We start from the raw sequence: 14,719 nt of genomic DNA, 5'->3' as shown, positions 1-14,719 counted from the left end.
TGGGTCTCACAGGCCGAGCCATTCCTCGAGCGGCCCCTTGGGCAGAGGGACGAGGAACCAGCGCTCGAAAACGAGGTAAGTCACGACCGGCATGCCGACCGCCACCGCTGCGACGGTCAGCCAGCGATAGCCGCCGAGCCAGCGCATGAACCAGGCGATGAAGAGCATTGAGCCGACGTAAAGGCCGATGAACGGCATTGTGCCGACGTAGATGGCGGTCGGCACCACGACGCTCATGACCTGGCGCAGCTGCCCCCATTCGGCGAACAACCGTCCGTCGTCGTCGCGCTGCGCGTTCCAGACGTTGATCGCACTCGCCGCGACGATGGCCGCGCCGATATAGAACGGGAAAAATCCGGCGCGCGGCCCCTCCGGGCCCCAATTGATGCCGGCCTTGAGGCTGCCGAAGATCACGATGAGGCCGAACACGCCGATCAGCAGCCCCATGCCGATTTCCAGCGTCTTGTGGGCGGGGCCGGATTCGGCTCGGGATCGTTCAGTCATGAGGCCTCCAGGCGGAAATGCAGTCTTTCGCAGTCGCTGCCGGCGCGAGGACGCACAGCATCCTCGGCCGTCATCGATGCCAGGCTCAATTCGATGCGAGGAAGCCGGCTTCCTTCATCAGGCTTTCGTGCCGCTTCTCCTCCGCCTCGATCCACTTGGCGTAATCGGCGCCGGTCAGGAAGGTCGTGTTGAAGGCGCCGCTCTTCATGAACTCCTGCCACTCCGGCGTGGCGCGGACCTTCTTGAACAGCTCGACGTAATATTCGACCTGGTCCTTCGTGGCCTTGGGCGACATGAAGATACCGCGCAGCATGAGATATTCCATCGCAAGGCCCTGCGACTTGCAGGTCGGAATGTCCTTCCAGGCCTTGCCGTCGGCGATCGGCTCGTCATAGGCCATCGGCTGGGCGTCGAACACGCAGAGCGGACGGAGCTTGCCGCCGCGCCATTGCGCGACCGCCTCGATCGGGTTGTTGACGGTCGAATCGACGTGGTTGCCGACCAGCTGCACCGCGACTTCGCCGCCGCCCTTGTAGGGAATGTAGGTGAACTTGGCGTCGATGGCCTTCTCGATCCCGACCGTGATGATCTGGTCTTCCTGCTTGGATCCAGTGCCGCCCATCTTGAACGTGCCGCTTGGTGCCTTCTTCGCGGCCTCGACATAGTCTTTCACGGAGCTGTACGGCTTCTCGGCATTCACCCAAAGCACGAACTCGTCGAGCGCGAGCATCGCAACCGGAGTCAAATCCTTCCAGTTGAAGGGGATGCCCGTCGCCAGCGGCGTCGTGAACAGGTTCGACAGCGTGATGATGATCTTGTGCGGATTGTTCGCCGACGTCTTCACATCGAGGAAGCCTTCACCGCCTGCGCCACCGGCCTTGTTGATGACGACCAGCGGCTGCTTCATCAGATTGTGCTTGGTGACGATGCCCTGGATGGTGCGCGCCATCTGGTCGGCGCCGCCGCCTGTGCCCGCGGGCACGATGAACTCGACCGGACGGACCGGCTCCCAGGCGGCACGGCTAGCGGTGCTGCTCGCGCACGACATCACCATTGCCGCCAACGCGACATTCAGAACGAATGGCTTCATCTTGTTCACTCCCTGTCGAACCCTCAACGCAGCCGCTCTTTGTCGGCTTGCGTTAGCCCATCCCGAGTCACATGCCCCGGGATTACCCTTGCGGTCTAGCACCCATGGCAGTCCCGATAGAAACTGTATGAGCAGGGATAACGCGCGGCATCCGCATCTTTCGGCTAAGGCTTCGCCAAGGGCGCGGCAAAACTTGCCACTCGGCCTTCCGTCCTGCGTTACGCTTCCCCGTCCTTACACTTTTGAATCGTGCAACCATTCTTGTTTGAATGGATGGTATGCGAAATGCCAGTAGACAAACAACCGGAATCGTCGGTTGGCCTCGGCGGACTAATCGTCGCAGTTCCGCTCGCCTGCGAGGGAGGGCGCTGCCAAACAGAAATGGCCCCGACAGGCGGGGCCATTTGGTCAAACACCGTGTTTTTGGCTTCTGTGCCGTCGCCCGTTCGGTGAGGCAGCGAAGGCCTTCTTACAGGCCGAAACGCGGCAAGTCCCCGTTGCGATTGGAGATTTCGGCGCTCGCCAGCAGCAAGCCGTCGATCGCGGCCATCAGCCGCGCGAACAGCGAGGAGGAGGGCGCAAGAGCGACGGAAGCGGTCTTCGACATCGGAAATCCCTTTCTTGAGAACAGTCAGTCTTGCTGTCTCATTTCTGGGAACAATCTATGTATGCCAGATGCCAGCGTCCATGCTCTTGTTTGCATAGCAGCATTCTTTCTTCCGCATTGCGGCATAGGCGGTGAACCGAGCGCCTTGACAGGGTCAGGTCGTATAGCGAATGTAATGTTATAACATTACATAGTGAGATGCCGTGTCTCGTCGTCCTCGGCCCATCCCCCTCAAGAGGCTGTTCGATCTCCATGCCCAAACTCCCCGTTACCGTCTTGTCCGGCTTCCTCGGGGCTGGAAAGACCACTTTGCTGAATCACGTCCTGAACAATCGGCACGGCTTGAAAGTGGCGGTAATCGTGAACGACATGAGCGAGGTGAACATCGATGCGGACCTGGTCCGCGATGGTGGTGCCAACCTCTCGCGGACTGATGAGAAACTGGTGGAGATGACCAACGGTTGCATCTGCTGCACCCTGCGCGACGATCTCCTGAGGGAAGTACGTGCGCTCGCCGAAAGCGGGCGCTTCGATTATCTGCTGATCGAATCGACGGGCATTTCGGAGCCGCTCCCCGTCGCAGCGACGTTCGATTTCCGCTCGGAAGAGGGCGAAAGCCTCTCCGATATCGCCCACCTGGACACGATGGTGACGGTGGTCGACGCCGCCAACCTGCTGAAGGACTATTCCTCGACCGAGTTCCTCGGCGAGCGCGGCGAGGCGCTGGACGGCGACAAGCGGACGCTGGTCGATCTCCTCGTGGAGCAGCTCGAGTTCGCCGACGTGATCGTCCTCAACAAGGTGGACGATGCCTCGCCGCAACAGCGCGAGGCGGCACGGCAGATCATCCGCTCGTTGAATCCCGAAGCCGACATCATCGAGGCCAATCACAGCCGCGTGCCGTTCGACCGCGTGCTCAACACCGGCCGGTTCGACTTCGAGAAGGCCCAGCAGCATCCGCTCTGGTACAAGGAGCTCTATGGTTTCGCCGACCACGTGCCTGAAACGCAGGAATATGGCGTCAAGAACTTCGTCTACCGCGCCCGCCGGCCGTTCGATCCGGCGAAGTTCGACAAGTTCGTCAAGGCATCCTGGCCAGGCGTGATCCGGGCGAAGGGTCATTTCTGGCTGGCGACGAGGCCGCAATGGCTCGGCGAGATCAGCCAGGCGGGAGCGATTGTGAGGACCGAAGCGCTGGGGTTCTGGTGGGCGAGCGTTCCAAAGGAGCGGTGGCCGAACGATGAGGCCTGGCGCAAGCGGCTCGGCCAGTATTGGGACAAGCTGTACGGCGATCGTCGCCAGGAGATCGTGTTCATCGGCACCGGCATGGACGAGGCCGAGATCCGTGGCAGGCTGGACGCATGCCTTGTCCCTGATACGTCCACCATGGACATCGCCGCATGGTCCGCTCTCGCCGATCCGTTTCCGGCCTGGCGTCGAGGCGATCAGTCCAACTGATCGACGTGCCTGCCAGCCACGCGACGTGAGGTCCGCGCTCGACCATCTCGGACCAGGTCTTGCAAGGGGACGGTAAAGCCGTTAGTGCTCTGCCCCCTTTCCAAGCATCATTCAGAGTGGTTCATGTCGAGCGCCTCGCCCGCCGTCTCGATCGGCATCGATTTTGGCACCAGCAACACGGTCGTTGCGCTGGCGGCGGACGACCGACGGGTCGAAGCCATTCGCTTCGACCATGGCGGGCAGCGTCACAGCGTCTACGTGTCGGCGCTGTGCTTCTGGGAGGACCGGCCGGGCGCCGGTGCCCAGGCGGAGGGCGGGCCATGGGCGATCGAGCAGTTTCTCGAAGGACGCCACGTCTACCGTTTCCTGCAATCGTTCAAGACCTTCGCAGCGAGCTCGAGCTTCAACACCACGCAAGTCTTCCGGCAGCGCTACAAATTCGAGGACATCCTGGCGGCGTTCCTGCGCACGCTGGCGCGCCATGGCGGGGACAAGTTCGGCTTCGAGGCGGCGAACATCACGGTCGGTCGCCCTGTGCGCTTTGCCGGCGGCAATCCCGACGAGGCGCTGGCGATGCAGCGCTACCGCGCCGCGTTCGAGCGCTTGGGCGCCGGCCACGCGCGCTATGTCTACGAGCCCGTGGGCGCGGCATTCTCGTTTGCCCGCAGGCTGGAGCGCGATGCCACCGTGCTGGTGGCCGATTTCGGCGGCGGCACCAGCGACTTTTCCGTGATGCGTTTCTCGCGTACGGGCGGCGTTCTTCGCGCCGAGCCGCTCGGCCATGCCGGCATCGGCGTTGCCGGCGACACCTTCGACTATCGCATCGTCGACCACATCGTGTCGCCGCGGCTCGGCAAGGGCTCCAGCTTCCGCTCGTTCGACAAGGTGCTGCCGGTCCCGACCGGGCACTACACGAACCTGGCGCGCTGGCATCAGCTCGCGATGATGAAGAGCAACGGCGATCTGCGCGAGCTCCGCGAGCTCGCGCGCACCGCGCTGAAGCCCGAGCTGCTCGAGGACTTCATCACTATCGTCGATCTCGACCTCGGCTTTGCGCTTTACCGCGCGGTGTCCGACGCCAAGGTGGCGCTCTCGGCGCAGGACGAGGTGGACTTCCGCTTTAGGGGCGGCGGCGTCGACATCGGCGCGGCCATCACGCGGAAGAAATTCGAAGCCTGGATTGCCGACGACATCGCCCGGTTAGGTGCCACCGTCGACAAGGTGCTGGCCGAGGCCCGCATCGCCTCGCGCGAGGTGGAGAAGGTGTTTCTGACCGGCGGCACCTCGTTTGTGCCTGCGGTCCGAAAATTGTTCGCCGACCGCTTCGGCAACGAGCGCCTGATGTCCGGCGACCAGTTCGAGTCGATCGCCTATGGCCTGGCGCTGATCGGGCACAGTCCGGATCCCGAGCGCTGGACGGCAGGCGGTGCACCTGCCGCGAAGGCATAGCAGGCGGCGTTCGGCGTCTGTGCGGCGACGCTGTTCGATCGCTATTTCTGCTGAATTCGGTTCAGGTAGTCGATCACGGCGAGAATCCGAGTCCGCACGACGACCTCCGGGTTCTGCTGCGGCCCTGCCTTTTGCCAGTAATAGGAATCCACGGCGTGAGGCAGGTTGACGATGGGGTTGAACCGCTCGCCCCAGATCGGCATTTCACGGGTGCCGTGCGCCGGGACCGATTTCGACCCATACAGGGTTTCGTAGACGGCGTTGGTGGGAAACACCCCGTTGTTGTTCTTGGTCAGCACGGTCAAGTCGGAAGGCCGGGTCTTGAGCTGGCTGCCGACGGGTCCGTTGCCCCTCGCGTCAGTGCCATGACAGCTCGCGCACGAAGACTGAAATTCCGCCTTGCCGATATCGACGTCTTCGCCCTTGGCGGCGGTGGCGAAACCGGCGGCAAGACCGGCAATGATCAACCATTCGACAGCAGATCGCATCATTTCGCCTCCGACGCGCGCAGGGAAGACGTCTGCTCCTAGCCGCTTCGCCGTCTTGACGGCTTGATGCATATCAAGACTGCACACCAGTGCCGCCGCGTGGGCAAAGGCGCGCTCCGCCGTGCGCGCCATCTGGCAAGTGCCGTTGGGTGGGCAAAGGCGCGCTCTTCGCGCGCCGTGCCCACCATCTTTGCGAGGTTGAGAGACCGTTGGTGGTGGGCACGCTTCCGCCTTCGCTCGTCGAGCTACGGCGGACAAGTCGCTTGGCCCACCCTACCATACTGACCGCTATTCATTGATCTCCGGCTCGACGAGCCTGGCCAGATTACGCAGCGATTCCTGCCAGCCGAGATAGCACGCCTCCGGTGGAATGACGTCGGGGATACCGGCCTGCGTGATGTCGATCTCGGTGCCGACCGAGACTTTCTTCAGGATCACGGTCACCTGGATTTCGCCGGGCAGGTTGGGGTCGTCGAATCTGTCGGTGTAGCGGAGACGTTCGCCCGGCACGAGCTCGAGATATTCGCCGCCGAACGAATGGCTGTTGCCCGTCGTGAAGTTCCGGAACGACATCTTGAACGTGCCGCCGACCTTGGGCTCGAAATGTTGCACGGTGCAGGTAAAGCCGTTCGGCGGAAGCCATTTCGCCATCGCGTCGGCTTCCAGGAAGGCGCGATAGACTTTCTCCGGGCTGGTGGCGAGAACGCGGTGCAGGCGGACGGTATTGGGCATGGTTGTTATCCTCAGTGTTGATGGGCCCGAGCTGGCCTCTATGGCCCATTCATGTCACGAGGACGACCGGGACGTCGCTGATCCGACAGGACTTTGCGGATTTTTTGTCGCGGGTGCCGGGACCGCGAACCCCTCATATGCGAGAACCCTGCCTGCGCAGGGACCGCAGAGCGCAGAAGCTCTCTCCTGGTTTAACCGCGCACGTGAGGAACACGGAGCGTATCGGCTTGTTGTTCGCGATCAGAACAGGAGACAGTCAGATGATCAAGAAGCTCATGCTGGGCGCAGTGATCGCCTCGATGATGGGATCCACCGCAATGGCGCAACCCAGTCAGCAACAGGGAGGCGCGCAATCCGGGGTGGGCGGAACAAGCGACACCACGAAGAACAATGACAAAACCAAAGGCGGCATGACGACCGGGACCTCGTCGACCGGCACCACGGACGGCTCGGGCAGCAGCACCCCTGGCGGACAATCCTCCAAGAAGAGCTCGACGCCCAAATGAGTTCAGGAGGCGCTCATTGTCGGTCTACGACCAAACGATGGGCGCAAACTTCAAGCCGCGGCAAGGAAGTTCTTTGCGGAGCAGCGGCGCGCTCTTTGATCGGCTCGGCCTAGGCCCCAACGTCATTCGGTGTCATTGTGAACGCCAATCTGTAACGACCTGGCGTCGGACCATCCTGCGCGCCCGCTCTTTGAAGCGATGGCGGCGAGAGCTGTCCGGCGATGACAGCGTCAACCGCATCGATATCGTAACCTGACACCAGAATGATCCAGTCGGCGGCACCGTCATTGCCGCGGATTTGCTGTTCAGTGGTGGGCGAACTCGTCTTGGGCGTATCGGTCAGGAGGAGGTGGGCGCCCGTCAGCCCCGGCTTGGAGGCGAGAGCGCCAAGCGTATCGAGAAGGTGGGCCTGTAGCTCGGCGGCCCGTCCGTTGAGCGGCGACAGCCTGATGGTGGCGAGCGCGCCTGCGATGCCGCCGCCAAAGCTCGCGGCGATCCGGCACTGGCTGCGCACCATGCCGAGATGATGTGGCATCATCTTCGTCGACCACGGCGTCGGCGCATTGAGCCGGTCGAGATATCCCTTCGACGTGAGAACGCCGTAGTGCTCGAGCTCGTAGAGCACGAAGAAGCCCTCGGCATCCGTCGCGCTGGTCCAGCGCGAACCCCGGCGAAAGCCGGGAATGCTCATCCGCTCGGGAAAGTGCTCGTGCGAATGCCAGTCACCGAACTCGCTGCGCTGCTCCGGGCGGACACTCCACCACATCGCGACGGCGGCCTTGCCGAGCAGTGACATGCTGACCTCCCTGCCTTGCGCGGGGCTATCGCATTTGAAAGCTTCTCCTTGCGGCCATCCTTCGAGATGCCCGCTTTAGGCGGGCTCTCAGGATGAGGGCTGAGTGCGCGCAGGCCGCCACTAGTCATATGCGATAGCCCTGACTTTCTTGCGGACACTTTGCCTCAACACCAACAGCGGCGGCAAGGTGTCTCCGCCTGGCAAGCCGCAGCCACGACACGATCGGAGGCGATCATGGTGCGTGGTGGACGCGAGCCAGCCGAGCGCCGGACTGCGCGTCCGATCACATCGGCTCGCCGACATCGCGGCGATAATGCCTCGGCGAAGTTCCGAAGCGGCGGCGGAAACAGCGGTTGAAGTAGGACACCTCGTTGAATCCGCAGGCATAGGCGATATCGCTGATCTTCGATCGGTTGTAGCGGGAATCGAGCAGCATCTTCCGTGCCTTCTGCAACCGCAGCTCGGTGACACGTTCGGTAAAGCTCGATCCGGTCTCCTGCAGCAGTTCCTGGACGTAACGCGGCGAAAGCCCTAACTTGCGTGCAAGTTCGCTCGGCGAAAACGACGGATCAGCGAAACGCCCCCTGATATCTGCGATCACGTCCTGCAGCCGCGCGGCACGCAACCCGCGCCGCGTCGCAAGCTCGGCTGAATCGCCGCGGGCGCCGAGGGCCAGCGCGACCAGATCGATGAGATGCGTGCCGATGTTCTCCTTCAGCACGAGGTCGGCATCGATGTCGGAGTCGATGACGATGGCGAGATAGCGCTCCAGGTGACGCAAGGCCGGCGATGCAGCCAACGGCGTCAAGGCAAGGTCCTCGAAATTCGGCAGCCGCTCGGCCAGCAGCGCGCGCGGCACCGTGATGCCGCGAAAGGCGATCGGCCCATCAAGTTGCGACGCGATCGGCGCGGCGTTGGTATAGAGCATCGCCTCCCCCGCGCCGCGAATGGCTTCGCGGCCTTCCTGCCTGATCAGCGTACTCACACCGTTGAACGTGGTGCCGATGATGTAGTCGCCGCGGGTATCGGCTTCGACGTGACGCTGGGTACGAACTGCCGTCTGAATATTAGCCTCAAGCTGGGTGACCGCGATATCGCCGAGTTTCAGGAATTCGGACCGCGAGTAAAACGGCGCATCGGGAAAGAACGAAATGTCCGCCGCGCACAAATGGTCGGTGAACAGGTCGAGCCACAGCCGCTGGCGCGCACCTTCGTCAAGATGCGCGGGAAGCTGATCCGAAGCGAATACGACCTTGGACATCGTTGCACGGCAAAGTTCAGGTGTAACTTGATACCGCCGCAGAGTTTATCGCGGCGCAAGCGCTACGTGTGCGGTAAAGCGCCGCATTCTCTGCGAGAACCAATTGGCTGCGCGCGCCAGTCTAAGTCGAGCACGTCGCTGTCAAACTTCGTCATGCTTTGAACGGGCGAATGTATCCACCGAGCAACATGGATTCCGAAAAGGGCAGACGATGCGGAATCGTTCAACTCGGGTGCAGGCCAGGACAAGAAGCCGATGGCCATGACGTGTCAGTAACTTAGCCATCAAACGACGGCGGCAAGGGCGTGGTGCGCTACGCCTTTTGACGGGGCGCGTTCCTGTGGTTTTGGAGCGCCTGCTTTGGAATTGGAATTGGGGGGTGGAGTGAAAAAGCTGACATCACTGACGGGCGCTTCATTGGCTGGCGCCTCGATCATGGTTTCTGCAGGAGCTCTGGCCGCCGACCTCTCTGTGAAGGCGCCACCCCGACCCGCTTGGGTGGATAGCTGGGCCGGGCCTTATATCGGCGCCTATTTCGGCGCGGGTGCCGGACGTGTGACGGAATCCTCGACGGGCCGTTTCGGTAACAGTTCTGTCTCGACAAACGCCGGTGTTGTGACGTCGAGCTCGACCCTGGCCGGAACGACTGCGAGCAATCTTGCGGGCGATGTGACCGGTTCGATGGTCGACCTGTTCGCGGGGTATAATTGGCAGGCCGGGAGTATCGTGGCGGGCGGACAGGTCGAAGGCACGGTCTTTTCCGATGTCGCGTTGAAGCCGTTCGGCAACGAGACGCTCAACAGCGTCAGCACCAACGTGCTGCTCGGGGCGGTGACCTCGACGGGTGCCCGCACGGCGATCGTGCAGAGCAACCAGCAGCTGCGCTCGCGGGTCGGGCTGATCGGCCGGGTCGGTTTTCTCGCGCGTCCGGATCTGCTGCTGTATGGCCTCGGCGGCCTCGAGCTCGGTCACTTTACCTTTGCCGACGGCGCCGATCCTTTCGGCGGTGACAACAACAAATGGGTGGCCGGCTACACGGTCGGCGCCGGCGGCGAGCTGAAGCTGACCGGCAATTGGTCGCTGCGCGGCGAGTATCGGTATCTGAACTTTGGCTTCAACCGGAGCGCAGCCGCCAGCTCAACGGCCAACTCGGCGACGGGCGCAACCACGTCCGTCTCGACTAGCAGTCAATCCTTTTCGTCACGCATAAATGCTGATTTCCACCTGGCCAAGATCGGTCTGGTCTACCAATTCGGTGATTCCGGGCCGCTGTCCGCAATGGCGGCGATACCTTCGGCAGCACGCGGGTCTTCATTCGCAGGCGCCTGGGGTGACAGCTGGGCCGGCCCCTATATCGGTGCTTACGTCAGCGCCGGCGCCGGACGGGCAAGGCAGACCTCCACGAGAATCGACGACGAAGGCAATGCCAGCAGTCTCGGCGGGTCGTCGGCGTTCACGCGATCAGGATTCGGCAATCTCGCCGGCGACATGACCGGTTCGATGGTCGATCTGTTCGCGGGCTACAATTGGCGAACCGGCAATGTCGTGGTCGGCGGGCAGATCGAAGGCACCCTGTTCAGCGACGTCACCACAAGGATGGTCGGCAACGAGGCATACAGCTCGGTGTCGAGCGACAACGGCGTCGTCACCTCGACAGAATCGGGGACGAACAGCATCGAGGACCGGCAGCAATTGCGCTCGAACGTCGGCGTGATCGGCCGGGCCGGTTATCTGGTGACACCGAATGTGCTGCTGTACGGCCTCGGAGGCCTGGCGCTGGGGCACCTGACCTATCCCGACAATTATCCCGACCCGGAAGCGCAGGTCAGCGACAAGAACGGCAAATGGGTGGCCGGTTATGTCGCGGGCGCGGGCGGCGAGGTCAAGCTGACGGACAGCTGGTCGCTGCGCGGCGAATACCGCTACATGCATTTCGGATATGACCGTAACGAGCCGTCAGGCAACTCGTCGACGTCCGTATCGGGCGGCGGCACCAACACGTCCACCAACAGCACCGTCCACCGGCGGCATATCGATGCCGATTTCCACGTCGGCAAGGTTGGACTGGTTTACCAATTCGGCGCGTCAGGCGCGCGGTCGGCGATGGCGGCACCGCCGGGCCCGGCCTGGAGCGACGGCTGGGCGGGACCCTATATCGGTGCCTATTTTGGTGCCGGTGCCGGACGTGCGGCGGAAACCATCGCAACGAACAACAGCAGGACCAGCACGACCACCAGCGTCGGGACCACGACCTCCACCAGCACTGAATCGGCGCGCGGCCGTCCCGTCGGGGACGTGACGGGCTCGATGGTCGATCTTTTCGCGGGCTACAATTGGCGCGCCGGCAATGTCGTGGCCGGCGGGCAGATCGAAGGCTCGGTGTTCTCCGACGTTACGTTCAACACCATCGGTCCTCAGACATTCACCTCAGTCGACACCTCGAACGGAGCTGTCACCTCGCGGTTCTCGGGCTCGCAAACCGCCGCGAGCCAGGCTCCGCAGCAGCTGCGTTCGAATGTCGGCGTGATCGGCCGGGCCGGTTATCTGGTGACACCGAACGTGCTGCTCTACGGCCTCGGGGGTCTGGCGCTGGGGCATTTCACTAACGCAGACGGGGACTTCAGCCGCGGCGATTCCAGCGGCAAGTGGGTGGCCGGCTACACATTGGGCGCCGGCGGCGAAGTGAAGCTGACAGGCAATTGGTCGCTGCGTGGCGAGTATCGCTATGCGCATTACGGCTTCGACCGCGACGAATCCAGCAAATTCGCATCGAACTCGCAATCGACCGGATCCTCCAGGACCTCTGTGTCCACCGACAGCACCCATCGTCAGATCAATGCCGATTTCCACACCGGGAAGATCGGCATGGTCTACCGGTTCGGTGAAGGCGGACCGCGTTCGGCCATGGCCGCGATGCCTGGCGCGCCCAGCGACCACTGGGCGGGCCCCTATCTCGGCGCCTATTTCGCTGCCGGCGCAGGCCGCGCCCGACAGAACCTCGCCTCGACGGCCGACTCCGCGCAGCAGAATTTCAATGGCGCCGTGCTAACGACGAATGGCGTCGTCAGCACGACGACCCGCGGCAATGCCGTCGGCGACACGATGGGCTCGATGGTCGACCTGTTCGCAGGCTACAATTGGCGAGCCGGCAATGTCGTGGCCGGCGGTCAGATCGAAGGCACGCTGTTCTCCGATGTCGCGTTCAAGACGGTCGGCGAGCAAACGAGGAATACCCGGCAAGTTTCCAACGGTGTCGTGACGACAGGTGTCAATCAGGTGGCGATGCAGGCCAGCGAGCAATTGCGCTCGAACGTCGGCGTGATCGGCCGGGCCGGCTATCTCGTGACCCCGAACTTGATGCTTTACGGTCTCGGCGGCCTGGCGCTGGGCCATTTCACTTTTCCCGATCCCGGCAATTTCGAAGGGCCCAACGGCAAGTGGGTGGCGGGTTATACGGCCGGCGCGGGCGGCGAGTTCAAGCTGACGCAGCGATGGTCATTGCGCGGCGAATATCGCTACATGCACTTCGACATCGACCGCAACGAGACACGGACCAGCTCGAGCACGCAGACCCTGGGCACCACGACCATTTTCAGGTCGAACGCAGACACCACGTCGCGAAAGACCAGTGCGGATATTCACATTGCGAAGATCGGTGCCGTCTATGGCTTCTGCTATTGCGACTAGGTGCACGGTGGCAAACGCGCATGCAGATGGTGGTTGCGATCACCTCTGTGAAATAGGCAGGCGAAAAGCCGCTACTGAATCGTTCCATGGGTGCGCCGCCTCTCGGCGCAATTTGAGGGAAGTCATGAAATCCATTGTCTCCGGTACTCTCCTGATCTCGGCTCTCTGTCTCTCCCACGCCGCCTCCGCGGCCGATCTCGGCAGGGCTTACACCAAGGCGCCGCCCGCGCCGGTCGCATTCAGCTGGACCGGTTTTTACGCCGGCGTGCATGGCGGTTATGGCTGGAGCGATCCGACGGCGACCTTCGATCCCGGCGCGCTCGCAACCGGGACGGTGCCCGGCTATGTCGTCACGGGTGGCACTGGGCCGTTCACCCTGGATGTGAGCCCCAAGGGCGGATTCGGCGGCGGCCAAATCGGCTATAACTGGCAGTCCGGCACCTTCGTGTACGGTCTGGAAGCGGATGTCAGCGGCGCAGCCATCAAGGAGACGGCGAGCCGCCCCTTCAGCGTCACCGGAACGATCGGCGGCGACAATGGCGCCTTCACCGGCGTATTCAATCTCAAGCAGGAAATCGATGTCTTCGGCACGGTTCGCGGACGCATCGGCTATGCCGCGAACAACCTGCTGATCTACGGTACCGGTGGCTTCGCCTGGGGCCACGTCAAGAACAGCATCTTCACCTCCAATCTCGCCACGCCGAACATTGCCAACTTCAATGGCTTCTTCCCGGCCCTGACGCGAAGCGCTTCCTCGTCGGAGGTCCAGGTGGGGTTCTCCGCGGGTGGCGGTCTTGAATGGGCATTCGATCCGCGCTGGACGTTCAAGGCCGAGTACATCTACATCAATCTCGGAAAGTCGAACGGCAATGCTCTTGCATTCCCCGGCGCGTCCTTCACGGACACCGAGGTTCAGCTTCATACGGCCAAGGGCGGCATCAATTATCGGTTTTGACTGAATGGATTTTGTGGTGCTTAGTGGTGGTAACGCAGGCGCGGCCAGTAGCGAACCACGGGCAGGGCAGAGCAAGTCTGCTCTGCCCCGAACTCAGACGTCAACTTGTTCGGCTATCGCGAGGGCGTCATCGACCCCGATGTCGAAATAATCGAACGGTACTCTCGGTCTTCCGAGACTAGCCGCTGAGCAAAAGAGGAGTCCGAGTCAATCGGTGGTGCCGGATGAACGAGTTATCAAGCACTTTCGACGGCCTCTTCAAAAGTGAATTCTCGATCAATCAAATGGTTGGCCGGAGCGTCACGTATGTGCGCCGGGGCAAGTTGCTGGGCGGCAATTCAGGGTTTGCTCATATCGGGAATTACCATGTCGAGGGGGACTCAATCCGTGTCGATGTGACCAGCCGACGACACAATTTTGGCGCTGATCATCAGTCTTTGCTGGGTTCCGATGTCTCGTCAATTTCCGTCGTTGGAAGAGCCGTTGGCAAGGCGTTTCACTTCGAGGGCAGTTCCCCGCAGGTGCCGGGTGCCGTCTTTCGATCCATCATGACCCCGCTGGATGAAAGCGACCTTCCGGCGCCCGGGATGATTGGTGAAGGTGGCATTTCCAACGGATTGTACTCCATCCATCTCAAAATCTTGGACGGCGTCCCCGGCGGCCTGACTGGAGTGATGCTATTGAACAACGGCCGTATCCTGGGTGGCGATGCCTTCTTCTACTATCTGGGGTCATATTCCTCCTCCAGCGGTCGATGGAGAGGGCAGATGGTCAATCAAGAGCATACGCCGGCGCGAGGGGAAGACCCGGTATTCGGCGGACACGAGATTGGAATTGGTTTTTCCGGGACGTGCGATGCCGAGGGCGGTTTCCTCGAGGGCACGGCGCTTGCGGGCAAGCGCAGCATCAGGTTCGAAGCTGATCTGAAATTGATCTGCGCTGCTTAGGGAGCGCGAAAGCCGAGGGCGCAGTTGCCGGGCGACGCTAGAAGATCGGTTTCGCTCGGAGTTGGTCCGTCCGCGTCAATAGCACTGAGCCCTGCAAGGGAGGCGAGAAGTGCACTCAAAGAAAAAACGAGCACTACTCTATGGACGCTGATCTTAATACTCGTCTCAATCTGGGGGGGCGCCTGGATTGAGGAGAAGCTGTTCGGCCACACGACCCACTTAGGCACCTTTATCGGGTG

General features: G+C 62.2%; 13 protein-coding genes. 6 read left to right on the top strand and 7 right to left on the bottom strand.

The window, feature by feature from the left end; genetic code table 11:
- Window positions 1–6: 6 nt before the first annotated feature.
- The 3 genes from I6F21_RS11590 to I6F21_RS11580 form a co-directional block, all read right to left on the bottom strand.
- A complete protein-coding gene (locus tag I6F21_RS11590) occupies window positions 7–504 on the bottom strand; it encodes a tripartite tricarboxylate transporter TctB family protein (RefSeq protein WP_036005718.1) in 498 nt (165 codons plus the stop codon).
- Between the two features lie 85 nt (window positions 505–589).
- A complete protein-coding gene (locus I6F21_RS11585) occupies window positions 590–1,594 on the bottom strand; it encodes a tripartite tricarboxylate transporter substrate-binding protein (protein ID WP_036023325.1) in 1,005 nt (334 codons plus the stop codon).
- Between the two features lie 469 nt (window positions 1,595–2,063).
- Complete coding sequence (locus I6F21_RS11580) at window positions 2,064–2,201, bottom strand: hypothetical protein (protein ID WP_167361641.1); 138 nt, start codon at window positions 2,199–2,201, stop codon at window positions 2,064–2,066.
- A 252-nt stretch (window positions 2,202–2,453) separates the two neighbouring features.
- Here I6F21_RS11580 and zigA point away from each other — a divergent pair, with 252 nt between their 5' ends.
- The gene (gene zigA, locus I6F21_RS11575; RefSeq protein WP_225111764.1) at window positions 2,454–3,659 is read left to right on the top strand and encodes a zinc metallochaperone GTPase ZigA; all 1,206 of its coding nucleotides are present in this window, start codon (window positions 2,454–2,456) and stop codon (window positions 3,657–3,659) included.
- Between the two features lie 123 nt (window positions 3,660–3,782).
- Window positions 3,783–5,108, top strand: a complete 1,326-nt coding sequence (locus I6F21_RS11570; RefSeq protein WP_225111765.1) for an Hsp70 family protein — start codon at window positions 3,783–3,785, stop codon at window positions 5,106–5,108.
- A 41-nt stretch (window positions 5,109–5,149) separates the two neighbouring features.
- On the opposite strand, the gene I6F21_RS11565 is transcribed toward I6F21_RS11570, so the two are convergent.
- Both I6F21_RS11565 and I6F21_RS11560 read right to left on the bottom strand, forming a co-directional pair.
- The gene (locus I6F21_RS11565) at window positions 5,150–5,728 is read right to left on the bottom strand and encodes a c-type cytochrome (RefSeq protein WP_225111766.1); all 579 of its coding nucleotides are present in this window, start codon (window positions 5,726–5,728) and stop codon (window positions 5,150–5,152) included.
- Window positions 5,729–5,884: 156 nt separating this feature from the next.
- A complete protein-coding gene (locus I6F21_RS11560) occupies window positions 5,885–6,328 on the bottom strand; it encodes an SRPBCC family protein (protein WP_225111767.1) in 444 nt (147 codons plus the stop codon).
- A gap of 260 nt (window positions 6,329–6,588) precedes the next feature.
- On the opposite strand from I6F21_RS11560, the gene I6F21_RS11555 reads away from it, so the two are divergent.
- A complete protein-coding gene (locus I6F21_RS11555; protein ID WP_036005707.1) occupies window positions 6,589–6,834 on the top strand; it encodes a hypothetical protein in 246 nt (81 codons plus the stop codon).
- 109 nt (window positions 6,835–6,943) lie between these two features.
- On the opposite strand, the gene I6F21_RS11550 is transcribed toward I6F21_RS11555, so the two are convergent.
- Window positions 6,944–7,630, bottom strand: a complete 687-nt coding sequence (locus tag I6F21_RS11550; RefSeq protein ID WP_225111768.1) for a hypothetical protein — start codon at window positions 7,628–7,630, stop codon at window positions 6,944–6,946.
- A gap of 283 nt (window positions 7,631–7,913) precedes the next feature.
- Window positions 7,914–8,891, bottom strand: coding sequence for an AraC family transcriptional regulator (locus tag I6F21_RS11545; RefSeq protein WP_109144350.1), 978 nt, complete (start codon window positions 8,889–8,891; stop codon window positions 7,914–7,916).
- A 384-nt stretch (window positions 8,892–9,275) separates the two neighbouring features.
- On the opposite strand from I6F21_RS11545, the gene I6F21_RS11540 reads away from it, so the two are divergent.
- The 3 genes from I6F21_RS11540 (at window position 9,276) to I6F21_RS11530 (ending at window position 14,480) form a co-directional block, all read left to right on the top strand.
- Window positions 9,276–12,578, top strand: a complete 3,303-nt coding sequence (locus tag I6F21_RS11540) for an outer membrane beta-barrel protein (RefSeq protein ID WP_225152804.1) — start codon at window positions 9,276–9,278, stop codon at window positions 12,576–12,578.
- 124 nt (window positions 12,579–12,702) lie between these two features.
- Window positions 12,703–13,533, top strand: a complete 831-nt coding sequence (locus I6F21_RS11535) for an outer membrane beta-barrel protein (protein WP_225183147.1) — start codon at window positions 12,703–12,705, stop codon at window positions 13,531–13,533.
- Window positions 13,534–13,757: 224 nt separating this feature from the next.
- A complete protein-coding gene (locus I6F21_RS11530) occupies window positions 13,758–14,480 on the top strand; it encodes a hypothetical protein (RefSeq protein ID WP_225128827.1) in 723 nt (240 codons plus the stop codon).
- The last annotated feature ends 239 nt before the right edge of the window (window positions 14,481–14,719 follow it).

The organism is Bradyrhizobium sp. NBAIM03 (assembly GCF_020194055.1).
GTDB lineage: Bacteria > Pseudomonadota > Alphaproteobacteria > Rhizobiales > Xanthobacteraceae > Bradyrhizobium > Bradyrhizobium yuanmingense.
The sequence above is the reverse complement of the archived record's forward strand: the minus strand, read 5'-3'. Positions and strand labels throughout refer to the sequence as shown.